The organism is Streptomyces sp. NPDC005374 (assembly GCF_042872225.1).
Taxonomy (GTDB): Bacteria; Actinomycetota; Actinomycetes; order Streptomycetales; family Streptomycetaceae; genus Streptomyces.
Genome location: NZ_JBIAKA010000004.1, coordinates 406449 through 431512, shown reverse-complemented (window position 1 = coordinate 431512; position 25064 = coordinate 406449). Strand labels below are relative to the sequence as shown.

The 25064-nt window shown below is 70.6% G+C and carries 23 protein-coding genes; 5 read left to right on the top strand and 18 right to left on the bottom strand.

The window, feature by feature from the left end; genetic code table 11:
- Positions 1-229: 229 nt before the first annotated feature.
- The 15 genes from nusB to ACFYRX_RS13150 all read right to left on the bottom strand — a co-directional run bounded on the left by nusB (position 230) and on the right by ACFYRX_RS13150 (position 16046).
- Positions 230-664: a transcription antitermination factor NusB gene (gene nusB / locus ACFYRX_RS13220; RefSeq protein WP_389098911.1), complete on the bottom strand. Its 435-nt coding sequence runs from the start codon at positions 662-664 to the stop codon at positions 230-232.
- Positions 665-666: 2 nt separating this feature from the next.
- A complete protein-coding gene (gene efp, locus ACFYRX_RS13215) occupies positions 667-1233 on the bottom strand; it encodes an elongation factor P (protein WP_328428997.1) in 567 nt (188 codons plus the stop codon).
- Positions 1234-1284: 51 nt separating this feature from the next.
- Positions 1285-2391, bottom strand: coding sequence for an aminopeptidase P family protein (locus ACFYRX_RS13210; RefSeq protein ID WP_389098909.1), 1107 nt, complete (start codon positions 2389-2391; stop codon positions 1285-1287).
- Between the two features lie 147 nt (positions 2392-2538).
- On the bottom strand, positions 2539-3390 hold the full coding sequence (locus ACFYRX_RS13205) for a Pro-rich N-terminal domain-containing protein (protein WP_389098908.1): 852 nt from the start codon (positions 3388-3390) through the stop codon (positions 2539-2541).
- 286 nt (positions 3391-3676) lie between these two features.
- Positions 3677-4768: a 3-dehydroquinate synthase gene (gene aroB, locus ACFYRX_RS13200; RefSeq protein WP_389098906.1), complete on the bottom strand. Its 1092-nt coding sequence runs from the start codon at positions 4766-4768 to the stop codon at positions 3677-3679.
- Positions 4765-5247 (bottom strand): shikimate kinase, encoded by a 483-nt coding sequence (locus tag ACFYRX_RS13195; protein ID WP_389099101.1) that lies wholly within the window; start codon positions 5245-5247, stop codon positions 4765-4767. The genes aroB and ACFYRX_RS13195 overlap by 4 nt, the downstream gene beginning before the upstream one ends.
- A 29-nt stretch (positions 5248-5276) precedes the next feature.
- The gene (gene aroC, locus ACFYRX_RS13190) at positions 5277-6461 is read right to left on the bottom strand and encodes a chorismate synthase (RefSeq protein WP_389098904.1); all 1185 of its coding nucleotides are present in this window, start codon (positions 6459-6461) and stop codon (positions 5277-5279) included.
- Between the two features lie 173 nt (positions 6462-6634).
- Positions 6635-7093: a (2Fe-2S)-binding protein gene (locus tag ACFYRX_RS13185; protein ID WP_389098902.1), complete on the bottom strand. Its 459-nt coding sequence runs from the start codon at positions 7091-7093 to the stop codon at positions 6635-6637.
- A 10-nt stretch (positions 7094-7103) separates the two neighbouring features.
- Positions 7104-9311: a molybdopterin cofactor-binding domain-containing protein gene (locus ACFYRX_RS13180; protein ID WP_389098900.1), complete on the bottom strand. Its 2208-nt coding sequence runs from the start codon at positions 9309-9311 to the stop codon at positions 7104-7106.
- A 117-nt stretch (positions 9312-9428) separates the two neighbouring features.
- A complete protein-coding gene (locus ACFYRX_RS13175; protein WP_389098898.1) occupies positions 9429-10268 on the bottom strand; it encodes a shikimate dehydrogenase in 840 nt (279 codons plus the stop codon).
- On the bottom strand, positions 10249-11988 hold the full coding sequence (mltG, locus tag ACFYRX_RS13170) for an endolytic transglycosylase MltG (protein WP_389098896.1): 1740 nt from the start codon (positions 11986-11988) through the stop codon (positions 10249-10251). Before mltG ends, ACFYRX_RS13175 begins: the two co-directional genes overlap by 20 nt.
- Positions 11989-12110: 122 nt before the next feature.
- Positions 12111-12575, bottom strand: coding sequence for a Holliday junction resolvase RuvX (ruvX, locus tag ACFYRX_RS13165; protein ID WP_389098894.1), 465 nt, complete (start codon positions 12573-12575; stop codon positions 12111-12113).
- Positions 12575-15247 (bottom strand): alanine--tRNA ligase, encoded by a 2673-nt coding sequence (alaS, locus tag ACFYRX_RS13160; RefSeq protein WP_389098892.1) that lies wholly within the window; start codon positions 15245-15247, stop codon positions 12575-12577. Before alaS ends, ruvX begins: the two co-directional genes overlap by 1 nt.
- Positions 15247-15597 carry a hypothetical protein gene (locus ACFYRX_RS13155; RefSeq protein ID WP_389098890.1) on the bottom strand — a complete coding sequence of 117 codons (351 nt, stop codon included), beginning with the start codon at positions 15595-15597 and terminating at the stop codon, positions 15247-15249. Before ACFYRX_RS13155 ends, alaS begins: the two co-directional genes overlap by 1 nt.
- 8 nt (positions 15598-15605) lie before the next feature.
- Positions 15606-16046, bottom strand: coding sequence for a DUF948 domain-containing protein (locus ACFYRX_RS13150; RefSeq protein WP_389098888.1), 441 nt, complete (start codon positions 16044-16046; stop codon positions 15606-15608).
- A 150-nt stretch (positions 16047-16196) separates the two neighbouring features.
- Between ACFYRX_RS13150 and ACFYRX_RS13145 the strand changes: the two genes are divergently transcribed.
- A complete protein-coding gene (locus tag ACFYRX_RS13145; protein WP_389098886.1) occupies positions 16197-18368 on the top strand; it encodes an ATP-binding protein in 2172 nt (723 codons plus the stop codon).
- Positions 18369-18398: 30 nt separating this feature from the next.
- Here the strand turns inward: ACFYRX_RS13145 and rpsD are convergent, their stop codons facing one another.
- The 3 genes from rpsD to ACFYRX_RS13130 all read right to left on the bottom strand — a co-directional run bounded on the left by rpsD (position 18399) and on the right by ACFYRX_RS13130 (position 21388).
- A complete protein-coding gene (rpsD, locus tag ACFYRX_RS13140) occupies positions 18399-19013 on the bottom strand; it encodes a 30S ribosomal protein S4 (RefSeq protein WP_006381762.1) in 615 nt (204 codons plus the stop codon).
- Positions 19014-19314: 301 nt separating this feature from the next.
- Entirely contained in the window at positions 19315-20670 is a 1356-nt protein-coding gene (locus tag ACFYRX_RS13135; RefSeq protein ID WP_389098884.1) for a replication-associated recombination protein A, read from the bottom strand.
- 55 nt (positions 20671-20725) lie between these two features.
- The gene (locus ACFYRX_RS13130; protein ID WP_389098882.1) at positions 20726-21388 is read right to left on the bottom strand and encodes a vitamin K epoxide reductase family protein; all 663 of its coding nucleotides are present in this window, start codon (positions 21386-21388) and stop codon (positions 20726-20728) included.
- A gap of 146 nt (positions 21389-21534) precedes the next feature.
- Between ACFYRX_RS13130 and ACFYRX_RS13125 the strand changes: the two genes are divergently transcribed.
- Genes ACFYRX_RS13125 through ACFYRX_RS13110 form a run of 4 tightly spaced genes read left to right on the top strand, consistent with a single transcriptional unit; the run spans position 21535 to position 25062 of the window.
- Complete coding sequence (locus tag ACFYRX_RS13125; RefSeq protein ID WP_389098881.1) at positions 21535-22401, top strand: ABC transporter ATP-binding protein; 867 nt, start codon at positions 21535-21537, stop codon at positions 22399-22401.
- The gene (locus tag ACFYRX_RS13120; protein WP_389098879.1) at positions 22398-23243 is read left to right on the top strand and encodes an ABC transporter permease; all 846 of its coding nucleotides are present in this window, start codon (positions 22398-22400) and stop codon (positions 23241-23243) included. The genes ACFYRX_RS13125 and ACFYRX_RS13120 overlap by 4 nt, the downstream gene beginning before the upstream one ends.
- Entirely contained in the window at positions 23240-24439 is a 1200-nt protein-coding gene (locus ACFYRX_RS13115; RefSeq protein WP_389098877.1) for a sensor histidine kinase, read from the top strand. The genes ACFYRX_RS13120 and ACFYRX_RS13115 overlap by 4 nt, the downstream gene beginning before the upstream one ends.
- Positions 24436-25062 (top strand): response regulator, encoded by a 627-nt coding sequence (locus ACFYRX_RS13110; RefSeq protein WP_389098875.1) that lies wholly within the window; start codon positions 24436-24438, stop codon positions 25060-25062. Before ACFYRX_RS13115 ends, ACFYRX_RS13110 begins: the two co-directional genes overlap by 4 nt.
- Positions 25063-25064 lie beyond the last annotated feature (2 nt).

Below are 25064 nucleotides of genomic sequence, written 5' to 3'. Positions count from 1 at the left end.
GGGGGGTTGGGGGGGGGGGGGCGGGGGGGGGGGGGGGCCCCCCCGGGGCGGGCGCCCCCCCCCCCCCCCCCCCACCACCGGGGGGGGGGGGGGGGCCCACACCCCCGCGCCCCCCCCCCCCCGGCGGCTTTCTGCGCCCCTGGCGGGGCTGAGGCGTACGGGAACGCCTGAGGGCCCGCGGCAGTCACGCTGCGGGCCCTCAGGCGATTCGCGGCTCCATCGCCTCGGGTTACGCCTCGTCCCGGCGCAGCGACGGCTTGAGGTCCTTGAGACGGCCCAGCAGGCCGTTCACGAACGAGGGCGACTCGTCCGTGGAGAACTCCTTCGCCAGCTGCACCATCTCGTCGAGCACCACGGCGTCCGGGGTCCCGTCGGCCCAGATCAGCTCGTAGGCGCCCAGGCGCAGGATGTTGCGGTCGACGACCGGCATCCTGTCCAGCGTCCAGCCGACCGAGTACTGCGCGATCAGCTCGTCGATGCGCTTCGCGTATTCCGCGTAGCCCTCGACCAACTGCATCGTGTACTCGCTCACCGGCGGCTGCCGGGTGTCTTCCCGGGAGAGCCGGATCCAGTCCGCGAGGACCGTCAGGACATCGACGCCGCGCTGGTCGCCCTCGAAGAGGATCTGGAAGGCGCGCTTGCGGGCCGTGTTGCGGGCAGCCACGGTTAGCTGTTCACCCGGCCGAGGTAGTCGCTCGTGCGGGTGTCGACCTTGATCTTCTCACCGGTGGTGATGAAGAGCGGCACGTTGATCTGGTGGCCGGTCTCCAGGGTGGCGGGCTTGGTGCCGCCGGTGGAGCGGTCGCCCTGGACGCCCGGCTCGGTCTCCTGGATGACGAGCTCGACGGCGGCCGGCAGCTCGACGAAGAGCACCTCGCCCTCGTGCTGCGCCACGGTGGCCGTGAAGCCCTCGATCAGGAAGTTGGCGGCGTCGCCGACAGCCTTGCGGTCGACCATGAGCTGGTCGTAGGTCTCCATGTCCATGAAGACGAAGTACTCGCCGTCCATGTACGAGAACTGCATGTCACGCTTGTCGACAGTGGCCGTCTCGACCTTGACGCCGGCGTTGAACGTCTTGTCGACGACCTTGCCGGACAGCACGTTCTTGAGCTTGGTGCGCACGAAGGCGGGGCCCTTGCCGGGCTTGACGTGCTGGAACTCGACGACGGACCAGAGCTGGCCGCCTTCGAGCTTGAGCACCAGGCCGTTCTTGAGGTCGTTCGTGGAAGCCACGGTTGCGGAATCTCCTGGACTGACGTGGACGACCCCGGCGCACGCCACTGCCTAGAGGGCGAGCAGCTCCTTGGTCGTGATGGTGAGTAGCTCGGGTCCGCCGTCCGCCTCGGGGCGAACGACGAGCGTGTCATCGATCCGGACACCGCCCCGGCCCGGGAGGTGGACCCCCGGTTCGACGGTGACCGGCACGCAAGCGTCCAGTTTACCCATGGCCGCGGGGGCCAGCTGCGGGTCCTCGTCGATTTCGAGTCCCACACCGTGTCCGGTGAGCGGCGGGAGGCCCTCGTGGTGGCCCGCGGCCTCCAGTACCTGACGTGCCGCACGGTCCACGTCACGGTAGGCCACACCCGGTGCCAGTGACTCGCGTCCGGCCCGCTGAGCGGCGAAGACGAGGTCGTACAGCTCGATCTGCCAGTCGGCGGGGGACGTACCGATGACGAAGGTACGGCCGATCTCACAGCGGTATCCGCGATAGTTCGCGCCGAGGCAGACAGAGAGGAAGTCACCCTCCTCGACGCGGCGGTCGGTGGGGTGGTGGGCCCGGCGGCCGGAGTTCGGTCCGGTGGCGACCGATGTGGCGAAGGCCGGGCCGTCGGCGCCGTGGTCGACGAGCCGGCGCTCCAGTTCGAGGGCGAGATGCCGCTCGGTGCGGCCCACGAGGATGGACTCCAGGAGTTCGCCCAGTGCCTGGTCGGCGATCTCGGCACCGATGCGGAGGCAGGAGATCTCCTCCTCGTCCTTGATGACGCGGAGCTGTTCGACCGCGCCGGCGAGGTCCGCGAGGCGCAGGCGCGGGACGACCGAGCGGATGGCCCGGTGCCGGGCGACCGTCAGGTGCTCCTCCTCCACGGCGAGGGAGTCCGCGCCCTGGCCTGTGGCGAGGTCCGCCGCGGCCACGGCGGGGTCCCCTCCGGCGCCGGGAAGGTGATGGACCTGCACGGCACTGTCGGGGCGTCCGACGCCGGGGCGGTCGTCCGGAGGGCCGGCGCACACCAGTTGGTCCTCGGTCCTGCCGAGCAGCAGCACGCTGCCCTGGGGGGCCGCACCCGTGAGGTAGCGGACGTTGGCCGGGCGGGAGATCAGCGCGGCCTGGCTGCCGCCGGCTTGGCAGCGGTCGCGTAGGCGGGCTCTTCGAGTGGCGTACACCTCTGGCATGAGTTGAGCGTAGGAGTTTTGCCGGTATGTCGCTTTTCGGGAGAGTCCGAGTGGGGAGGGTCGCCTGTCGTCTGCCGGCCGGTGGGGGCTGGTCGCGCCCACGCGGCGGAGCCGCGTATCGGCACAGCCCCGCGCCCCTTCAGGGCGCTACCAGCTCGGCGGGCTTGCCATCGACCTTGCCAGCACGTCGTCCAGGACCCTCGCCGTCTGGGGTACGTCCATCTGGCTGTTGTCGATGATCGGCAGCCCCGAGCCGTACCAGCCCGCCATCCGCCCGTGGATCCGCGCGACTTCCTCATCGGTCAGGCGGCGGTTGCCGGAGCGTTCGGCGTTGCGTTCCAGGACGATCTCCAGGCCGGGCAGCAGAACCACGGGCAGCAGACCGGGGCCCACGTGCCGCTTCCAGCCGCCGAGGCCGACGACCGGCCGGTCGGGGAAGACGGCGTCGTCGAGGATGCAGGAGATGCCGTTGGCGAGGAAGTTGCGGGCGGCGAAGCCGCAGGTGCGGCGGGCGAGGCGGTACTGGGCCTCGGAGTGGTCGTTCCAGCCGGACTGGGGGTCGGCGAAGCCCGAGCGAACCCACTCGCGTACGTCGTCGAGGCTGATGTGGGCGGTGGGGACCCGGCGGTGATCGGCCCAGAACTTGGCGACGCTCGTCTTGCCCGCACCGGCCGGGCCGATCAGCAGCACGGCGAGCGTGGTGCCCGCCGGGTCGGGCACGGCGGCGGGCGGCGCGCTGGGAGCGCCCACTGGGGCACCGGGCGGCAGCGGCACATGGCCGGTGGTGTCCGGTGCCGGCGCCGGGGAGTGCTGCGGTGCGGGCGGGACCGGAGCCGGGGTGAAGCCCGGTGCCGGAGGCGGTGGGGGCACCGGGACGGAGCCCTGGTGCACACCTGGGGGACGCGGTCCCGGGTGATGTGCGGCCGGCGACCAGCCTGCGGCCGGTCCCTGCCCCGGCTGATGGGGCGGCGGCAGCGGAGAACCCACTGCGTGCTGCATCCGGTGCCACTCCGTCTCGTCTTTTCGGCTCGTTCACCGCCGGGGCGCTCACGTCGGTGCCGGGAGCCCGACCGCGCTCGGCCCGCGAGCCTGCGCGCGTTCGTCCTCTCGTCCCCGACGCGCCCCTCCGGCTCCCTCGCGGCAGGCTGATTGGCGCTGGCCGGGGGGCATGTACCCCCTCGCAACCGAACGGTACCGCCCCCGGCCGTCGTTTGGTGAAACGGCCGGGGGCGGCCCGAAGTGCCCCTGCGGAAAGGCGAATCGGGCGGAACACCCGTCGGGGGACTTACTGGCCGACCTCGCCGTACGCGGCGAGCAGGACCGCCGGGTCGGGACCCTCCAGGACGGTGGGCTTGCCCAGTCCGTCGAGGACGATGAACCGCAGGAGATTGCCGCGGGACTTCTTGTCGACCTTCATGGTCTCGAGGAGCTTGGGCCACTGGTCGTAGCGGTAGTGCAGCGGCAGGCCCACCGACTCCAGGACCGTGCGGTGCCGGTCGGCGGTCGCGTCGTCCAGCCGGCCCGCGAGCCGGCCGAGCTCGGCGGCGAAGTGCATGCCCACGGCGACCGCGGCGCCGTGCCGCCACTGGTACCGCTCGTTCTTCTCGATGGCGTGGGCGAGCGTGTGGCCGTAGTTGAGGATCTCCCTGAGGCCCGCCTCCTTGAGGTCGGAGGAGACGACCTCGGCCTTGACCCGGATGGAGCGCTCGATGAGCTCGGCGGTGTGCGGGCCCGCCGGGGTGCGCGCGGCCTGGGGGTCGGACTCGATGAGCTCCAGGATCACCGGGTCGGCGATGAAGCCGGCCTTGATGATCTCGGCGAGCCCGGAGACGTAGTCGTTGACGGGCAGGGAGTCCAGCGCGGCCAGGTCGCACAGGACGCCGGCGGGCGGGTGGAAGGCGCCGACGAGGTTCTTGCCCTCGGCGGTGTTGATGCCGGTCTTGCCGCCGACGGCCGCGTCGACCATGGCGAGCACGGTGGTCGGGATGGCGATCCAGCGCACTCCGCGCAACCAGGTGGCCGCCACGAACCCCGCGAGGTCGGTGGTGGCGCCGCCGCCGACGCCGACGATGACGTCGGAGCGGGTGAAGCCGGACTGTCCGAGCGCCTTCCAGCAGTAGGCGGCGACCTCGGCGGTCTTGGCCTCCTCCGCGTTCGGGACCTGGATGGCGACGGCCTCGTAGCCCTGTCCGGCGAGATCGGCACGCAGTGCGTCTGCGGTGTCCGCCAGCGCCTCGGGGTGGATGACGGCGACCCGCTGGGCCTTCTCCCCCACCAACGCGCCGAGCTCGCCCAGGAGTTGACGTCCCACCAGGACCTCGTACGGCTCGCTGCCCGCGGTTCCGCCGACCTGGATGCGCGTCACTGCCTCGCTCATGCTTCCTTCAACTCCAGTGCGTCCAGCGCGTTCTGTGTGACTTCTTCGGGTGTACGGCCGTCGGTGGCCACGACCGCCGTGGCGATCGACTCGTACAGGTGGCGGCGGGCCTCCATCAGCTCGCGCCACTGTTTGCGCGGGTTGACCGCCAGCAGGGGACGGGCGGCGTTCAGGCCGGTGCGCTTGACGGCCTCCTCGACGTCCATCGAGAGGTAGACAACCTGCTGCCCGGCCAGCAGTTCACGCGTGTCCGCGTCCAGGATCGAGCCACCGCCCAGCGCGAGGACCCCCTCGTGCTCGGCCAGTGCCCGCAGCACCGCCCGCTTCTCGATCGCCCGGAAGACCGGCTCGCCCTCGTCGACGAAGATCTCCGCGATGCTGCGGCCCTCGACGGCGACGATGTCGTCGTCGGTGTCCCGGTACCCCACGCCGAGCCGCCCGGCCAGCAGCTGCCCGACGGTGGACTTGCCCACACCCATCGGACCGACCAGCACCACCCTCGGACCCGTCACCGGATCGCCAGGTTCTCGAGGTAGGAGCGCACATTGCGGCGGGTCTCGCCCACGCTGTCGCCGCCGAACTTCTCCGCCACCGCGTCCGCCAGCACCAGCGCAACCATCGCCTCGGCCACGATCCCGGCCGCCGGCACCGCGGACACGTCCGAGCGCTGGTGGTGGGCCTGGGCCGCCTCACCGGTGGTCACGTCCACGGTCTGCAGGGCACGCGGCACGGTCGCGATCGGCTTCATCGCCGCCCGCACCCGCAGCAGCTCACCGGTGGTCAGACCGCCCTCGGTACCGCCGGAACGGCCCGACACCCGGCGGATCCCCTCCGGCGTGTTCACGATCTCGTCGTGCGCCTTCGAGCCCGGCACCCGCGCCAGCTCGAACCCGTCACCGATCTCGACGCCCTTGATGGCCTGGATGCCCATCAGGGCACCGGCCAGACGGGCGTCCAGCTTGCGGTCCCAGTGCACGTGCGAGCCCAGGCCGACCGGGACACCGTAGGCCAGGATCTCCACCACACCGCCCAGGGTGTCGCCGTCCTTGTGGGCCTGGTCGATCTCCGCGACCATCGCCTTCGACGCGTCCGCGTCCAGACAGCGCACCGGGTCCGCGTCCAGCTTCTCCACATCCGCCGGGACCGGGTACACACCGGCCGGGGCCTTCGCGGAAGCCAGCTCGACGACATGGCTGACGATCTCGATGCCGGCCGTCTCCTTCAGGTACGAGCGGGCCACCGCGCCCAGCGCCACCCGGGCCGCCGTCTCCCGCGCCGAGGCACGCTCCAGGATCGGCCGGGCCTCGTCGAAGCCGTACTTCTGCATGCCCGCCAGGTCCGCGTGACCGGGGCGCGGACGGGTCAGCGGCGCGTTGCGCGCCAGCCCTGCCAGGATCTCCGGGTCGATCGGGTCGGCCGCCATGACCTGCTCCCACTTCGGCCACTCGGAGTTGCCGACCATGATCGCGACCGGGGAGCCGAGGGTGAGTCCGTGCCGGACCCCGCCGAGGAAGGTGACCTCGTCGCGCTCGAACTTCATCCGGGCACCGCGGCCATAGCCCAGCCGACGCCTCGCCAGGTGGTCCGCCACCATCTCCGTGGTGATCGGCACGCCGGCGGGAAGACCCTCCAGCGTCGCCACGAGTGCGGGACCGTGGGACTCCCCCGCGGTCAGCCAGCGCAACCTGCTCAACGGTGCTCCTCAGTGCTCGCGCCCTGGTACTGCCCTGCGTACGCGCGTCCTCGCGTACGGCAACGGCGCGACCAGGTGCGCGGCCCCGGCCCGCCACCTCCGATCCTCCCACGTCCGGTGGCGGGAGCCGGTCACAGGTCCAGCAGACGGACGTGGGCACCCGCGTGGAGCCCTTAGGCCATCCGTTGCGCCGCGCTCCTGATCGCCTCCCGGATGCGGAAGTACGTGCCGCAGCGGCAGACGTTCGCGATGGCGTCGATGTCGGCGTCCGTGGGGTTCTTCGTGCGCTTGAGGAGGGCGACGGCGGCCATGATCTGGCCGGGCTGGCAGTAGCCGCACTGGGCGACGTCCTGTTCCAGCCAGGCCTCCTGGACGGGGTGCAGCCGGTCGCCGTCGGCGAGCCCCTCGATGGTGGTGACCTCTCGGCCCGCGGCCTCGGAGACGGGGACCACGCAGGGGTTGACGGCCTCGCCGTCGAGGTGGCTGGTGCAGGCCTTGCAGACGTCGATGCCGCAGCCGTACTTGGGTCCGCGGATGCCGAGCAGGTCGCGCAGGGCCCACAGCAGGGGCAGGTCGTCGGGGGCGTCGACGGTGACGGACTTCCCGTTGACGGTGAAGGTGTGGGACGGCACGGACGGCTCCTCAGCGCGGGAACGGGGTGAAGTCGACGTCGAAGTTGACGGGGAAGCTGCGCGGCTTGGTGCCGGTGGCCCGGGCGTAGGCGTTGGCGACGGCACCCACCGCCGCGGGGACGCCGAGTTCACCCGCGCCGCCCGGCTCGTCGGCGCCTTCAATGACGTAGATCTTCACGTCCTTGGGGGTGTCCTTCTGGCGCGCGTAGTGGAACTGGGAGTAACTGCCCTCCAGCGGCAGGCCCTTGTCGATGTGCAGGCCGGCCCTGAGCGTGGTGGAGATGGCGTCCGTGAGCCCGCCGAGCAGCTGGGCCTCCAGGCCGCGCGGGTTGATCACCCGGCCCACGTCGGCCACGATCACCGCCTTCGTCACCCGGGGCTTCTTCGGGTCGGTGGCGTCGATCTCGACCAGGCAGGCCGTGCAGGACTTGTACTCGTCGTGAAAGCCGATGCCCTGGGCCCAGCCGGCGGGCAGGGCGCGGCCCCAGTCGCCCTCCTCGGCGGCACGGTCGAGGACGGTCCGCTGCCGGTCGGACTTGAGGAACGACCGCCGGAACTCCACGGGGTCCTTCCCCAGCTTGGCGGCCAGCTCGTCGACGACGATCTCCTCGGCGCCGCGTGTGTTGGCCGAGTACACCGACCGCCACGACCCGGTGTGCATCCTGAGCGGTATCTCGGTGAGGGTCTGGGTGGTCAGGCCGAAGTTGTAGGGGGACTTCACCGTGGTCAGGAACAGGGTCTGGGCAAAGGTCGCGTTGCCGAGGCCGGTGGGCAGGCTCGCGGCGGCGGCGGTGACCGCGTCGCCGAGTCCGTGCCGGAAGTCGGTCTCGACGGCCGCCACCTGGTGCTGGAAGGTGAGCACCTGCCCGGCCGCGTAGGTGGCGCGGACCCGGTGGTGGGTGGCGGGCCGCATCCGCCCGTGCCGCATGTCGTCGATACGGGACCACATCAGCCGCACGGGCCTGCCGCTCTTCTTGGACACCACGGCGGCCTCCAGGGCCGCGTCGTGGAACAGCCGCCGCCCGAAGGAGCCGCCGGACTGCACCACATGCATCGTGACCTTGGACACCGGCAGCCCGACGGCCTTCGCGACGGCCGCCTGGGCGACGATCGGCGACTTGAGGCCGGACCAGATCTCGGCCGAGTCGGACCGTACGTCCGCGACGGCGGAGTTGGTCTCCAGCGGGGCGTGGCTCACGAAGGCGAAGTCGAACTCGGTGTCGACCTTCTTGACCAGTGCCCCGAGCAGGTCGAGCGAGGGCGTGGCCGCCTTGAGCCTCGCCCGGATGTCGCTGTCCGAGAGCGTGTCGACACTCCCGCCGGCCCAGGTCACCTCCAGGGCGTCCTTGCCGTCGAGGGCCTGCCCGAACGTCTCCGCGACCACCGCGACGCCGGTGTCGATGACGACCACGTCGAGGACGCCGGGCATGGCCCGTACGGCGGCCTCGTTGTCGACCGACTTCACGGTGCCGTTGATGGTCGGCGGGCGGCGCACCATGCAGGGCTTGGCGCCGGGCACGTCGAGGTCGAGCGTGTACTCCTGTGTGCCGGTGACCAGGGCGCGGGCGTCGATGCGCGAGGTGGGGGTGCCGACGAGAGTGTGCTCGGACTCCTTCTTCGGCGTCACCGTGAGGGAGCCGAGGTCCAGGCCGGCCGCGGCGGCCGTGAGGGAGCCGTACGAGGCCGTGCGGCCGTCGGGTGCGGACACCACACCCGCGCGAACCGAGAGGTCGGCCGCCTTCAGTCCCCACTGACGGGCCGCGGCACCGACCATCCGGGCCCGCGCGGCCGCCGCGGTCCGGCGCACCGGGTCGTACAGCGAACGGACCGAGTTGGAACTGCCGGTGAGCTGGTTGAAGAGCAGCTCGGGCCGGGCGTTCTCCAGATGGACGCGGACCCGGTCGAGCGGGGTGTCGAGTTCTTCCGCGACCAGCATGGCCACGGCGGTGGTGAGCCCCTGGCCGACCTCCTCACGGGGCAGCCGGAAGTGGACGTCGCCGTCCTCGTCGACGCTCAGCACGAGCATGTCCGCGGTGGGCGCCCCGGCCAGGATCAGCAGGTCTCCGAGGTCGACCAGGTCGGCCGGTGCGGGAGGCGTCGGGATCGCCGCTTCGGCTCTGCCGGGGGCGTAGGCGTCCACGCCGACCCTGGTCGCTACGGCAAGGGCGGGCGCGGCCACCAGATAGGTGAGAAACCTGCGCCGGGCGTGACGGGTCATGGCGGCTCCGTTCGGCGGCCCGCCGGCTTTGCCGGGCCGTCCGCAGAGCATGACCTGGGGTTACTTCTCAGTACAGCGTTTTCACAGGATCGCCATGTCCCGCTTCGCCGACGGGCCTCAGCGGGCCGCCAGCGCGTGTTCGCCCGCCTTGCGCATGGCCTCCACCGGCGCGCGCTGCACACCGGTCATCTGCTCGACCTGGAGCACCGCCTGGTGCACCAGCAGGTCGAGGCCGCTGACCACGGCCCCGCCGATCATCGACCAACGGGCGGCGAGCTCGGTCGGCCACGGGTCGTACAGGACGTCGAAGAGGGTCGCGGGGCGCTCCGGTACGGCGTGGGCGAGGGCGTCCGTGGCCCCGGCGGGCGTGGTGGCGATCACCAGAGGGGCGCGCAGCGCCTCGGCCGCGTCCGCCCAGTCCGCCGTACGCACCTCGATGTCGAGTCGCCGGCCCCACTGCCGCATCTCGGCGGCCCGGGCCTCGCCGCGCACGTAGGCGACGACCTCGCCGGTGCAGATCCGGGCGAGCGCGGCGAGCGCGGAGGAGGCGGTGGCGCCGGCGCCGAGGACCGCCGCCGAGTCGACTTGTTCGATGCCTCGCTCGCGCAGGGCGGCGACCATCCCGGGGATGTCGGTGTTGTCACCGAGACGACGGCCGTCCTCGGTCAGGACGACCGTGTTGACCGCCTCCACCGAGGCGGCCGTCTCACTGATCTCGTCGAGCAGCGGGATGACCGCCCGCTTGAGCGGCATGGTCACCGACAGCCCGGCCCACTCCGGTCCGAGCCGCTCGACGAACCCGGGCAGTCCGGCCTCGTCGAGCTCGAAGCGGTCGTACGTCCAGCCCGTGAGGCCCAGCTCCTCGTAGGCGGCGCGGTGCAGCACCGGGGAGAGGGAGTGGGCGATGGGCTTGCCGAGGACGGCGGCCCGGCAGGCGTCAGCTGCCCGTGCTCTCATCGAACTTGTCCTTGAGCTTCAGGAAATCAGCGTGGGTCTTGGCGAATTCGGTCGTCTTCACACCGTCGGTCGCGACGAAGTAGTACCAGCCGTCGTCGGTCGGATCCAGGGCCGCCTTCAACGCGACATCACCCGGGTTGTCGATCGGTCCGGGCGGAAGGCCCTTCTGGGTGTACGTGTTGTACGGGTCCTTGTTGCTGTTGATCGCGGACTCGCTGATGTGAATGTTGCTCTCGCCCTTCAGGTAATTGAAGGTCGAGTCGAACTGGAGCAGGCCATAGGTCTCGGGGTTCGCGAGATTGAGGCGGTTGTAGACCACTTCCGCCATCTTGCGGTAGTCGTCCTCGGTCTTGCCCTCGGCCTGGACGAGGCTCGCGACCGTGATGACCTGCAGCGGGCTGTCCAGCTTGAGCGCCTTGGCCTTCGCCTCGAGGTCGTAGTCGTCGTATTTCTCGGCGGCCTGGGTGACCATGCCCTTCAGCACGTTCTCGGGCTTCATGCCCTTGGCCGCGGGATATGTCCCCGGGTAGAGGAATCCTTCCAGCGGGTCCTTGATCTTGCTGTTGTCGTTGGCCCAGCTCGGCAGCCCGAGACTCTTGTACTTCTCCTTGGCGATCTTCTTCGTGGTGCCGGAGGAAAGATCGAGTTTGTCGTCGATCGCCTTGTAGACGGCGATATTGCGCACCCCCGGTGCCACCACCACGTTGTTCTGACTGTCCGGGTCGAGCATCAGCACCACGGCACTCGCGGCGGACATCTGCTTCTTCAGCAGATAGGCACCGGCCTGGATCCTGTCGCCCTTGTCGTTCTGCTGCTGGGCGGAGACGAAGGCGTCGACGCTCTTGACGACTCCGGCCTCCTTCAGCCGTCGGCCGATCTCGTAGCCGCCCGCACCCTTGGGGATCTGGACGGTCACCTTCTCGCTGGTGCCGTCGCCCGCGTAGTCCGGGGCCGTGCCGAAACGATTTTGGTAGAACTGGTAGCCGAAGTACCCGACACCGCCGATACCGCCGCCGAACACCAGCAGCACCACCAGACAGGCGCAGCCGCTCTTGCGCTTCTTGCTGCCCTTGCCGCCACGGCCCCGCCGGTCGCCACGGCCGCCTTTCGGGTCGTCCGTGTCGTCCTCGTCGTCGTCCCCGCCACCCGCGAAGAAGGCATGTTCGCCCTCGTCCGGGCCGGGATCCCAGTCCGTCTGCTGCGGTTCCGGCTCGGCACGCCGACGGCTCGGCGGCTCCGGCGGCGGGTAGGCGTCCGGGCTGCCGTAGTAGTCCTGCTGTTCCGCGCCGTACGCGGCGGCCTGCTGGCCGTAGGGGTCGGACGGGTCGGCGGGGTAAGGGACCTGCCCCTGCCCCTGCGTGCCGTCCGCCCAGCCGTTGTTGTCGTACGACTGCTGCGGAGCGCCCTGATAGGCCTGCTGGTCGTACTGCTGTTGCTGTTGGTACTGCTGCTGGTGGTACTGCTGGTGCTGGTCGTACTGGCCGTCGTGCTGCGGGTACTGCTGCTGCGCCTGACCGTAGGCGGCCTGCTGGCCGTCGCCCCAGCCACCGTTGTTGTCGTACTGCGGCTGCTGCGGCTGCTCCGGATAGTGCTGCGGCTGGCCGCCGTAGGGGGACTGCTGACCCTCGGGGGCCTGCTGTCCTCCCCATCCGTCGTCCCCGTACAACGGGTCCTCCGGATGCCACGGTTCGGAGCCTTGGCCCCGGCCATACTCAGTCATCGATCCCCTAGAGCCGCGAGGTGGTGGTCGCCTTCTTCGACGACCCGGCTACCGGTCCGCCTCTTTCTGTGCGGTGGCTGTTCGAATGCCGCCGCATCGCGCGGAACGTTACCGTATCGCGATCAGATGACCACTTCGACGCCCTCGCCGGGTGCTTTACCTGACACCCGTTCGGATTCCAGGGCCTGCTGGAGGATGATCACAGCGGCTGCCTGGTCGATGACCGATCTGCCCTTTTTGGATTTCACTCCGGACGCGCGCAGTCCCTGACTGGCCGTCACCGTCGTCATCCGCTCGTCGACCAGCCTGACCGGGATGGGCGCGATCCCCCGCGCGAGCTCCTGGGCGAAGCCACGGACCTTGACCGCGGCCGGGCCCTCGCCCCCCTTGAGGGAGCGGGGGAGACCGACGACGATCTCGATCGGTTCGTACTCCTCGACCAGCTGCCTGAGCCGACGGTGAGCTGCCGGGACGTCCCGGCCGGGGACCGTCTCCACCGGAGTGGCGAGGATCCCGTCGGGGTCGCACGAGGCGACCCCGATCCGGGCGTCCCCCACGTCGATCGCGAGTCGACGGCCTCTTCGCATTACTTGGCCGTCTCCCCGACCAGGCGCTCCACGGCGTCAACGGCCTCACCGATCGCGGCCGGGTTCTGGCCACCGCCCTGGGCGACGTCCGGCTTGCCGCCACCGCCGCCGCCGAGCGTCTTGGCCGCCGTGCGGACCAGGTCACCGGCCTTGAGACCGCGCTCGCGGGCGGCCTCGTTGGTGGCGATGACCGTGAGCGGCTTGCCGTTGTTGACGGTGAAGAGGGCGACGACGACGGCCCGGCCGCCCTGGATACGGCCGCGCACGTCGAGGACCAGCTTGCGCAGGTCGTCCGGCGTGGTGCCGTCCGGGACCTGACCGGTGACGACCGCGATCCCGTGGACGTCCTTGGCGGACTCGGCGAGACCGGCCGCGGCCTGCAGGACCTTCTCCGCGCGGAACTTCTCGATCTCCTTCTCGGCGTCCTTCAGCTTGCCGAGCATGGCGGAGACCTTCTCCGGGAGCTCCTCAGGGCGGCCCTTGACCAGCTCCTGGAGCTGGGCGACGACCGTGTGCTCACGGGCCAGGAAGTTGTAGGCGTCCACGCCCACGAGCGCCTCGATACGGCGGACCCCGGAACCGATCGACGACTCGCCGAGCAACTTGACCAGGCCGAGCTGCGAGGTGTTGTGCACGTGGGTGCCGCCGCACAGCTCCTTGGAGAAGTCGCCGATGGTGACGACCCGGACCCGCTCGCCGTACTTCTCGCCGAACTCGGCGATGGCGCCCTGCTTCTTGGCCTCGTCCAGGCTCAGGATCTCGGCGTGCACGTCGAGATCACGGGCGAGCACCTCGTTGATCTTCTGCTCGACGTCGGTCATCACGGCCGTCGGAACGGCGGACGGGGAACCGAAGTCGAAGCGGAACCGGCCGGGCTGGTTCTCGGAACCGGCCTGCGCGGCCGTCGGACCGAGCGCGTCCCGCAGGGCCTGGTGGGTGAGGTGGGTGGCCGAGTGGGCGCGGGCGATGGCCGTACGACGGCGGCCGTCGATCGAGGCGAGGGCCTTGGCCCCGACGGTCACCTCGCCGAACTGGACGACGCCCTTGTGGACGTAGACGCCCGGTACCGGCTTCTGGCAGTCGCGGATCTCGATGACGGCACCGGAGTCGACCTTGATGCGGCCGGTGTCGCCGATCTGGCCGCCGCCCTCGGCGTAGAAGGGGGTGCGGTCCAGGACGATCTCGACCTCGTCGCCCTCGGTGGCGGCCGGGGAGGAGGCGCCGTCGACGAGGATGCCGACGATCGTGGACTCGCTCTCGGTCTCCGCGTAGCCGAGGAACTCGGTCTCGCCGGCCTGGTCGGCGATCGCACGGTAGGCGCCCGCGCCGGCGTGGCCGGTCTTCTTGCCCTGGGCGTCGGCCTTGGCGCGCTCCCGCTGCTCCTTCATCAGACGGCGGAAGCCGTCCTCGTCCACGGAGAGCCCCTGCTCGGCGGCCATCTCCAGGGTGAGGTCGATCGGGAAGCCCCAGGTGTCGTGGAGCAGGAACGCCTTGTCGCCGGCGAGGACCGTGCCACCGGACTGCTTGGTCTCGGTGACCGCGGTGTCGAGGATGTTGGTGCCGGCCTTCAGCGTCTTGAGGAAGGCGTTCTCCTCGGCGACGGCGACCTTCTCGATGCGCTCGCGGTCGGTGACGAGCTCCGGGTACTGCTGGCCCATCATGGCGATCACGGTGTCGACCAGGTCGAGCACGACCGGGCCGGTGGCACCGAGCAGGCGCATGTTGCGGATGGCGCGGCGCATGATGCGGCGCAGGACGTAACCGCGGCCCTCGTTGCCGGGGGTGACGCCGTCGCCGATGAGCATGACGGACGTCCGCATGTGGTCGGTGACCACGCGCAGGGACACGTCGGACTCGTGGGCGTCGCCGTACGCGACACCCGTCAGCTCGGTGGCCTTGTTGATGACGGCCATGGAGGTGTCGATCTCGTACATGTTCTGCACGCCCTGCAGGATCATCGCGAGCCGCTCGAGTCCGAGGCCGGTGTCGATGTTCTTGCTGGGGAGCTCGCCGAGGATCTCGAAGTTGTCCTTGCCGATGCCCTCGCCGCGCTCGTACTGCATGAAGACGAGGTTCCAGATCTCCACGTACCGCTCGTCGTTGACGGCGGGGCCGCCCTCGACACCGAACTCGGGGCCGCGGTCGTAGTTGATCTCGGAACAGGGGCCGCAGGGTCCCGGGACGCCCATGGACCAGTAGTTGTCCTTCATGCCGAGGCGCTGGATGCGCTCCTTCGGCACCCCGACGACCTCGTGCCACAGGCGCTCGGCCTCGTCGTCGTCCTTGTAGACGGTGATCCAGAGCTTCTCCGGCTCCAGGCCGTAACCACCCTTGTCCTGGGGGCTGGTGAGCAGCTCCCAGGCGTACTTGATGGCGCCTTCCTTGAAGTAGTCGCCGAAGGAGAAGTTGCCGCACATCTGGAAGAACGTGCCGTGCCGGGTGGTCTTGCCGACCTCTTCGATGTCGGGCGTGCGCACGCACTTCTGGACGCTGGTCGCGCGCGCCCACGGCGGCTTGACCTCACCGAGGAAGTACGGCTTGAAGGGGACCATGCCGGCGGGGACCAGGAGCAGAGTCGGGTCGTCCGCGATGAGCGACGCCGAAGGGACGACGGTGTGACCGCGCTCCTCGTAGAAGCTCAGCCAGCGGCGGCGAATCTCGGCCGACTCCATCAGTGGTCCTCATTCCGGTTGTACGAGTACGTCGTCCTGTCGCTGTCGACGGACTTCGGGTCGGTGCGGTTCTCGATGGCGGTGTACCGCCGGGGAGCGGGGAGTTCGGGGTCGGAGTTGATGCCCAGGGCCTCCCCCAGCTCCTCCTCCCGCTGGGCCATGTTGTCCCGGACGTCGAGCGCGAAGCCCACCGCTCGGTCCTTGATGCGGTGACCCGTCTCGATCGCCTTGTTCGCCGCGGTCGCGGCCAGGCTCTCGGGGGTCAGCTGACGCAGCTTGCGATTGACCTTGGTGGTGGCCCAGACACCGGCGGCGACGCCGGTGCCGAACCAGAAGGTACGGCGGAACATGCTGGCTCTCAGTCCCTCTTTCCGCGGAGGTTTCGCTTCTCTCGCCGGGAGACCGTGCGGCCCACGATCACGGTACGCCGGGGCTCCTTGGCGGGCATGTCGTCCTTGCGGCCGCTGACCGCCCTGCGCACGCCGTAGCCGAAGGCCGCGACCTTGACGAGGGGGCCGCCGAAGGTGGAGGCGACGGTGGTGGACAGCGCGGAGGCGTTCGACGTGACCTCCTGGACGTCCGAGGCGATCGCGTCGACCCGCTCGATCTGGGTCTGCGCCGAGCGCACCGCGGTGGAGGCCTCGGCCAGCAGCGGGACGGCCTGGTCGGTCACGTCCGCCACGAGTTTGGTGGTCGCCTTGAGCGTCTGGGCCAGCCTCGCCAGGGCGACGGCGAGGAAGGAGACCAGGATCGCCCAGAAGACGGCCACCAGGATCCCGGCAACCTCTCCACCGGACACCTGACACCTGCTCTCATAAACACCTGTAGATAACGCTGCCGAGCCTATCGCGCCGGGGATGGCGCTCCGCACCGGATTACCTCCCGCGGCCCTTCGGGGGGCGACGCGTGATTGTACGGAGTGAACACGCTTCAGTACGCTCCGTGTTCCATGCGTAGTCATCAGCCCGGCGGCACCGCGGCGCACGGCAATCTCCCCCTGGAACTCGACGCTTTCGTGGGCCGCGGTGCCGAACTGCCGGGGCTGGCGCGGGCGCTGGACACCGCGCGGCTGGTGACGGTGACGGGTCCGGGCGGGATCGGTAAATCCCGGCTCGCGGCGCGGGTGGCCGGCGGCTGCTGCGCGCTGCCCGACGGGGTGTGGCGCGTCGAGCTGTCGGTGGTGCGCGACCCGGAGTTCGTCGACCACGCGGTCGTGGAGGCGCTGGGCCTGACGGACCACACCGTCCGGCCGCCGCGCGAGTCGCTCCTCGCGCACCTCGCCGGGCGCCGGCTCCTGCTGGTCCTGGACGGCTTCGAGCACCTGGTGGACGCCTGCGCGGAGCTCGTCGCCGACCTGCTCGGACGGATCCCGGGACTGGCCGTCCTGGCCGTCGGACGCAGGCCTCTGTCCGTGGCCGGGGAGCAGGTGTTCGCGTTGGGGCCGCTGGGCGAGGACGAGGCCGTGGAACTGTTCGGGGAACGGGCCGTACGGCAGGGAGTGACGGTCGGCGACGATCCGCACGCACGGGAGCTGTGCCGGCGGCTGGACGGGATCCCGCTGGCGATCGAACTCGCCGCCGGACGGCTGGGAGCGCTGTCCCCCGAGCAGCTGCTGGAACGGCTCGACGACCGGTTCCGGGTGCTGACGGGCGGCGGCCGGGACGCCCTGCCCCGGCATCGGACGCTGCGCACGGCGATCGGCTGGAGCCACGAACTGTGCACGCCCGAGCAGCGGTTGCTGTGGTCACGGCTGTCGGTGTTCGCCGGGCAGTTCGACCTGGAGGCCGCCGAGTACGTGTGCAGCGGCGGCGGTCTGCACTCCGACGACGTCCTCGACGTCCTGTCCGCGCTGCTCGCCCAGTCCGTGGTGTCCCGCGCGGAGACCGCGACCGGCGTGCGCTACCGGATGCTCGACACGGTCCGGGCGTACGGCGCCGAGTGGCTGGAGGCTACGGGCGACGCGGTCCGGCTGCGCAGACGGCACCGCGACTGGTACGTGGGCCTTGCGACCTGGTGCGAACTGGACTGGTTCTCGCCGCGGCAGAACGAGGTGGCCGCACGGATCGAGGCCGAGCTGCCGAATCTGCGCTGCGCCCTGGAGTACTGCCTGACCGAGCCCGACGGGGCGGAACTGGGCCAGCACCTCGCGGGCTCCCTCTGGTTCTGCTGGGTCGGCTGCGGGCGGCTGTCGGAGGGGCGGCACTGGCTGGAACGCAGTGTCGATCTGGAGCCGGGTGCCGAACACGCCCGGCTGAAGGCCCTGTGGGTCCTCGGCTATGTGGCGGTCCTCCAGGGCGACACGGTGCCCGCGCTGGCGGCTCTGCAGGAGTGCCGGCAGGAGGCGGAGCGGTCCGGGAACCCTACGGCGATGGCGTACGCCGAGCACCGCACCGGCTGTCTGGCGCTCGTCTCGGACGACATGCCGCGTGCCGAGACGCTGCTGCGCTCGTCGCTGGCGCGCTATCAGGAGATCGGCGAGCTCAACAGCAACGTGCTGATGGGCCAGGTCGAACTGGCGATGGCCCGGGCGTTCCTGGGAGACCTGCCGGACGCGGTGCGGCTGTGCGAGGACGTACGCCGGGTGTGCGAGGACCACGGCGAGCGATGGGCACGTTCGTACGCGCTGTACGTCCTGGCGTACGCGGCCTGGAGCGAGGGTGACCCGGCACGCGCGCGTGAGCTGCTCACGGACTGCCTGACCTGCGCGCACGCCTTCCACGATCTGCTCGGTTCGGTCCTGTCCCTCGAACTGCTGGCTCTGGTCACGGTCACCCAGGGCGATGCGGCCGAGGCCGCGCTGCTGCAGGGCGCGGCGGCGTCGCTGTGGCCGTCGGTGGGTCTGCCGCTGTTCGGCTCGGCCCACTACAACGCCCCGCACGAGCTGTGCGAGGCGACGGCCCGGCAGCGGCTGGGCGACGAGCGGTACGAGACGTGCGTACGGCAGGGGGCTCGGCTGGACCGGGACGCGGCAGTGGCCCGGGCCCTGGGGCGTGGCGGGCGGGAGGCGGGTCTGGAGGCGCTGCGTGCCCCGCGCGGTCCGGTGCGGCATCCGACGGCGGCCTCGAAGACGCAGCAGCCCGCCGCCTCGCCCACCCGGAAGGGCGGGGAGACGGCGGGCTGAGTGGTGCGTGGTGCTACGGCCTGCTGGTGATCAGCGGGCGTAGTACTCGACGACGAGCTGCTCGTCGCAGATCACCGGGATCTCCTTGCGGTTCGGCTCGCGGTCCAGGCGGAAGGCCAGGGCGCCGAGGTTCACCTGCAGGTAGCGCGGGGTCTCACCGTCGGGGGCGAAGCCACCGGCGCGGGCGACCTCGAACAGCGTCTTGCTGCGGCTGCGCTCGCGGACCATCACGACGTCGTCGGGACGGACACGGAACGACGGCTTGTCGACCTTGCCGCCGTTGACCTCGATGTGACCGTGCACGACCATCTGACGGGCCTGGTAGATGGTGCGGGCGATGCCCGAACGCAGGACCAGGGCGTCGAGACGGCGCTCGAGCTCGATGACCAGGGCCTCACCGGTCTTGCCCTGGGTCTTGGCGGCACGCTCGTAGGCGCGGACGAGCTGACGCTCGGACACGTCGTACTGCGCACGCAGACGCTGCTTCTCCAGCAGACGGACCTTGTAGTCCGAGTTCTGCTTGCGGCCACGGCCGTGCTCACCCGGCGGGTAGGGGCGGGCCTCGAAGTACTTGACGGCCTTCGGGGTCAGCGCGATGCCGAGGGCACGCGACTTCTTGACCTTGGGGCGGGACTGGTTCGCCACAATCTCTCATTTCTGGTGTTCGGCTCGTCAGAGTTATGGGAGGTCGCATCCGCAGCCGGGGAAACCCGCCGGGTCCGCGAGGGACCTGGTGGGCAGCCGCTCCCCTGGTCTGGGCACATACGTGCAGCACGCGAGTGACCCACCGACCGGTGCCGCCGTACTCTCGTACGACGGGTGGTGATGGGTTGCCCGCGACACCATTCGAACGGTGCGCGACGCTCCTGGAACCCACTGGGGTTCCGGCCGGTTGTCCCGCTCTGACTGCGCGGGACTCGGCACTTCGAGGGATTCTACAGGGTGCTCAGGACCGCTTACGACCGAGGTGCTTGCGGGTCCACTCGACCGCGTCCGCGTACCGCGCCTCGGCCCCGTGCCGGGTGGGGGTGTAGTACTCCCGGCCCCTGAGCTCCTCCGGGGCGTACTCCTGGGCGGCGATCCCCTCGGGCAGGTCGTGCGGATAGACGTACCCCTGCGCGTGCCCGAGCTTGGCCGCGCCCTTGTAGTGCCCGTCCCGCAGGTGCATCGGCACGGGCCCCGCGTGGCCCTTGCGTACGTCCTCCATGGCGGCGCCGATCGCCGTGGTCGCGGCGTTGGACTTCGGGGCCAGGGCGAGGGCGATGGTCGCGTGGCTCAGTGTCAGCGCGGCCTCGGGGAAGCCGATCATGGCGACGGCCTGGGCGGCGGCGACGGCTATGGGGAGGGCGCCCGGGTCGGCGAGGCCGATGTCCTCGCTCGCGGAGATCATCAGGCGGCGGGCGATGAAGCGGGGGTCCTCGCCGGCCTCGATCATGCGGGCCAGGTAGTGCAGGGCCGCGTCGACGTCCGAGCCCCTGATGGACTTGATGAGGGCGCTGGCCACGTCGTAGTGCTGGTCGCCGTCGCGGTCGTACTTCACGGCCGCGCGGTCGACCGTCTCCTCGAGTGTGGTGAGGGAGATCTCCGGCTCGCCCTTGTCCAGCGCGGCGCCGGCGGCGGCCTCCAGGGCGGTCAGGGCGCGGCGGGCGTCGCCGCCGGCGATCCGCAGGAGGTGGGCCTCGGTGTCCCCTGGGAGGGCGACGGTGTTCTTCAGGCCGCGCTCGTCGCTCACGGCCCGCTTCAGGAGCCCTCTGAGGTCGTCGTCGGTGAGGGGTTCGAGGGTCAGCAGGAGGGACCGGGACAGCAGCGGGGAGATCACCGAGAAGTACGGGTTCTCGGTGGTCGCCGCGATCAGGGTCACCCAGCGGTTCTCGACCGCGGGGAGCAGGGAGTCCTGCTGGGCCTTGCTGAAGCGGTGGATCTCGTCGAGGAAGAGGACGGTCTCCTTGCCGAACCCGCCGATGGCGCGGCGGGCGCCTTCGATGACCGCGCGCACTTCCTTGACCCCGGCGGTGATCGCGGAGAGCTCCACGAAACGCTTGTTGGTCGCCTTCGACACGACGTACGCCAGTGTCGTCTTGCCGGTACCCGGCGGGCCCCACAGGATCACCGAGGAGGGCCCGGCGGGGCCGCCGCCGCTCTCGCCGACCAGTCGGCGCAGCGGCGAGCCCGCCTTGAGCAGGTGCTGCTGGCCCACCACCTCGTCGAGGGTGCGCGGGCGCATCCGGACCGCCAGGGGGCTGCCGGCCGGGTCCTTCTCCTGGCGCTCTTCCGCCGCGGCGGTGAACAGATCGGGCTCCACGTTCAAAACCCTATGTCACGCCACTGACAACGCCCGAAGGATCAGGCCCGAAGGATCAAGCCCAGAGGGTGGAGCCCCAGCGGGTCAGGATCATCATCGCGATGATGCCGCAGTGCGTGACCGGCAGGACCCAGGTGAACTCCGCGAGGAAGCGCTTGAGCCAGCCCGGGGACGGCAGGAAGTCGTTGCGGACGTTGAACGAGGTGACGTACCAGAACATGGTGATCGTGGCGACCCAGGCCAGCGAGCACCACAGGCACAGCGCGTTGATCCGGTACAGGGACTGGAACTGGAGCCAGGTGCAGAAGGCCACGCCGAAGAGCGTGCCGAAGTTGAAGGTGAGCCAGTACCAACGCGGGAAGCGGGCGCGGGTGAGCAGGCTCATGCCGACGCAGATCACGATGCCGTAGCAGACGAGGCCGAGCATCGGGTTGGGGAACCCGAAGGCGGCGGCCTGCTTGCTCTCCATGACGCTGCCGCAGGAGACGATCGGGTTGAGGGAGCAGCTCGGGGTGAACGTCTTGCCGCTCACCTTGCCCTCGAGGATCTTGAACTTGTCGATCGTGATGACCCACGCGGCGAGCAGTCCGGCCGCGCCGGTGATCACCAGCAGCAGGGCGAAGGCACGGCTGCCGCCCTCCGTCCGGGGCGTCGCGTCGGCGCCCGCCGACGCGGGCCCGGGCTCCGTGGAGACGTCTTTCACTGTGGTCTTGCTCATCACGCCGATCCGTCTGCTTGAGAGTTGGACCTTACTTCGGGCAGGGGCCATTGTGCCGTACACAGAGGCTTGTCCACCGTTCGGTGGACATAAGGAAGTACGCACGGTCGTCCCTGAGCGTTCGGTTCCGGCCGACTCTCGAGGGCATGACAACACACGCGAACGAACTCGCTGTGGACGTTCGGGGGCTGCGCAAGCGGTACGGCGACGTGACCGCGGTCGACGGAATCGATCTCGGCATCCGCAGGGGCGAGGTGTTCGGCCTGCTCGGGCCCAATGGCGCGGGCAAGAGCACCACGGTGGAGATCCTCCAGGGCAACCGCGACCGGGACGCGGGCGAGGTCTCGGTGCTCGGCGCGGACCCGGCGCACGGCACACGCGCGTGGCGCTCACGTGTCGGAATCGTCTGGCAGGACGAATCCGCGCCCGCGGAGTTGACGGTCGGCGAGACCGTACGGCATTTCGCCCGCTACTACCCGAGGCCGCGGGACCCCGAGGAGGTCATCGGTCTGGTGGGTCTCGAGGCCAAGGCGGGCAGCCGGATCAAGGCGCTGTCGGGCGGCCAGCGGCGGCGCCTGGACGTGGCGCTCGGGGTGATCGGCGATCCCGAGCTGCTGCTTCTGGACGAGCCGACGACCGGTTTCGACCCGGCGGCCCGGCGGCAGTTCTGGGACCTGATCCGCAAGCTGTCCGACGAGGGCACCACGATCCTGCTCACCACGCACTACCTGGAGGAGGCCGAGGCACTCGCCGACCGGCTGGCCGTGATCTCCCGGGGCAAGGTAGTCGCCGAGGACGAACCGGCGAGGCTGCGGGAGCGGTACGGCACCGGCGCCACCGTCGCGTGGACCGAGCCGGACGGCACCCCGCGCGTGGAGCACACCGACACCCCGACCAGGACGGTCGCCGAGCTGATGCGCCGCTTCGACGGCGAGATCCCGGGACTGACAGTGGGCCGCCCCACGCTGGAGGACGTCTACCTCCGGCTGACCGGACAGGAGGACGCGCGATGACCACGACCGCCGTACGGTCCCGGGCCGATGCCCGCGCGGAGAGGCTGCCCGGCGCCTGGGAGCTTGGGCTTGGGCGGGGTGCCCTGGAGATCAAGCAGTTCTTCCGGCAGCGCGACCAGATGGTGTTCACCTTCGCGTTCCCGGTGGTCTTCCTGTTCCTGTTCGCGTCGATCTTCAGCGACGACGTGAAGGGGGCGGGCATCAGCGTCCAGCAGCTCTACGTCCCGGCGATGATGGCCGCGGGCATCATGTCGACGAGCTTCCAGTCGCTCGGCATCTCCATCACCATCGAGCGGGACGAGAAGGTGCTACGCCGGCTGCGGGGCACGCCGATGCCGCCGACGGCGTACTTCCTCGGCAAGGTCTGGCTGGTACTGGTCACCGGTCTCATGGAGACGGCGATCCTGCTGCTCGTCGGTGTGGCGTTCTACGACATCGATCTGCCCTCGGACGGCGGCAAATGGTTCGCGTTCGCCTGGATCTTCGTGCTCGGGCTGACGGCCTGCGCGCTGCTCGGCATCGCGATCAGTTCGGTGCCCAAGTCCGCCAAGAGCGCGAGTTCCGTGGTCGTGCTGCCTTTCCTCGTCCTCCAGTTCATCTCCGGGGTGTACATCTCGATCGAGACGATCCCCGACTGGATGCTGAACATCGGCGCGCTGTTCCCGCTGAAGTGGATGTGCCAGGGGCTGCGCGGGGTGTTCCTGCCGGACTCGGCGCAGGTCCTGGAGCAGGCAGGCGACTGGGAGTTCGGGCGCATCGCCCTGGTGCTGGGGGCGTGGTGCGTCGGAGGATTGCTGCTGTGTCTGCTGACCTTCCGGTGGAAGAACCGGCGCGACGGATGAACGACCGGACGGGGGCGGACGGCGCCTACAGCTGGGACCGCTCCTTCCGGCTGTGGGACACCTACTTCGCCCTCATCTGGCTGGCCACCCTGGCGTTCGTGCTCGGCACAGGACATCCGGGGTGGCCGGTCCGCGTCACCGCGGCGGCGCTGCTGGTGCCGTTGATCCCGCTGTTCGTGTGGACGGGACGCCCGTTGCTGAAGGGCGACCCGCCCCCCGAGCGCCAGGCCCTCGGCTACCTCTTCGCGATGACCGCCCTGTTCCTGCCCTCGGCGATCCTGGTGGGCGAGACCCGGCTGATGACCTTCGCGCTCGTCCCCCAGTGCTTCATGACGCTGCGGATGCGGTGGGCGACCGTCATGGTGGCCATGATCAACCTGGCGCCGGTGGTGGGCTGGGCGCTGCTGTGGTGGCCGAGCGACCAGGACGTCTTCTTCAACGGCCTGTTCGCGGTGGTCACCCTGGTCTTCTCGGTGGCCCTGGGCGGTTGGGTGATCCGCATCATCGAGCAGAGCCAGGAGCGCGCGGCGCTGATCGCGGAGCTCGACGCGAGCCGGCACGAGGTGTCCCGGCTGTCGGCGGCGCACGGGGCGCTGGCCGAGCGGGAGCGGATGGCCAGGGAGATCCACGACACCCTCGCGCAGGGCTTCACCAGCCTGTTGATGCTGGCCCAGGCCGTCGACGCGGAGCTCGGTCACGATGTGCCGCAGGCTCGCCGGCATCTGGCGCTGATGGACGAGACGGCCCGGCTGAACCTCGCCGAGGCGCGAGCTCTGGTCGCCGGAGGCACCCCCGCCGACCTGGACGGCGCGACGCTGCCGGACGCCCTGTTCCGGCTGGCGGCGCGGAACTCCGCGAAGCTGGAGGTGACCGGCCCGGTCCGTCCGCTGCCCGCGGGACCCGAGGTCGTCGCCCTGCGCTCCTGCCAGGAGGCGCTCACGAACTGCCGTAAGCATGCGGGGAGTTCGGCCGCGGTGACCATCGGTCTCCACTACGCCGACGGCCGCCTCACCGTGTCCGTACGGGACGACGGCCACGGCTTCGACCCGGGGGCCGCCCATGACGGCTACGGCCTGGCGGGGCTCCGTGCCCGCGCCACCGAGGTCGGCGGCACGGTCCGGGTGCGCAGCGCGCCCGGCGGCGGCACCACGGTCACCGTCGAACTGCCCGTACCTCCCCCGAGGAGTCGTTCATGATCCGGATCATCCTCGCCGACGACCACCCCGTCGTTCGGGAGGGCCTGCGGGCGATGCTGACGGCGGAACCGGACCTGGAGGTGATCGCCGACGCGTCCAGCGGGCCGCAGGCGGAGGCACTGGCGGCGGCGCTCCGGCCCGACATCGTGCTGATGGACCTGCGGATGCCGGGCGGCTCGGGCGTCGAGTCGATCGTGCGGATGACCGAGGCGGGGCTGCCCTGCCGGGTGATCGTCCTGACGACGTACGAGACGGACCGGGACATCCTGCGGGCCGTGGAGGCGGGGGCGGCGGGCTACCTGCTGAAGGACCTGCCCCGGGGTGAACTGGCTCAGTCCGTACGGGCCGCCGCGCGCGGCGAGACGGTACTGGCGCCGACGGTCGCCGCCCGACTGGTCGACCAGCTGCGCACCCGGCCGGAGCGGCCGAGGCTCTCGGAGCGTGAGACGGCGGTCCTGCGGCTGGTGGCGGAGGGCTGTACGAACGCGGAGATCGGCCGGCGGCTCTTCATCGGCGAGTCGACGGTGAAGACCCATCTCCTGCGGGCCTTCGGCAAGTTGGGGGTCACCGACCGGACGGCAGCCGTCACCTGTGCCATGCGGTACGGGCTTCTCGACCAGTAGGG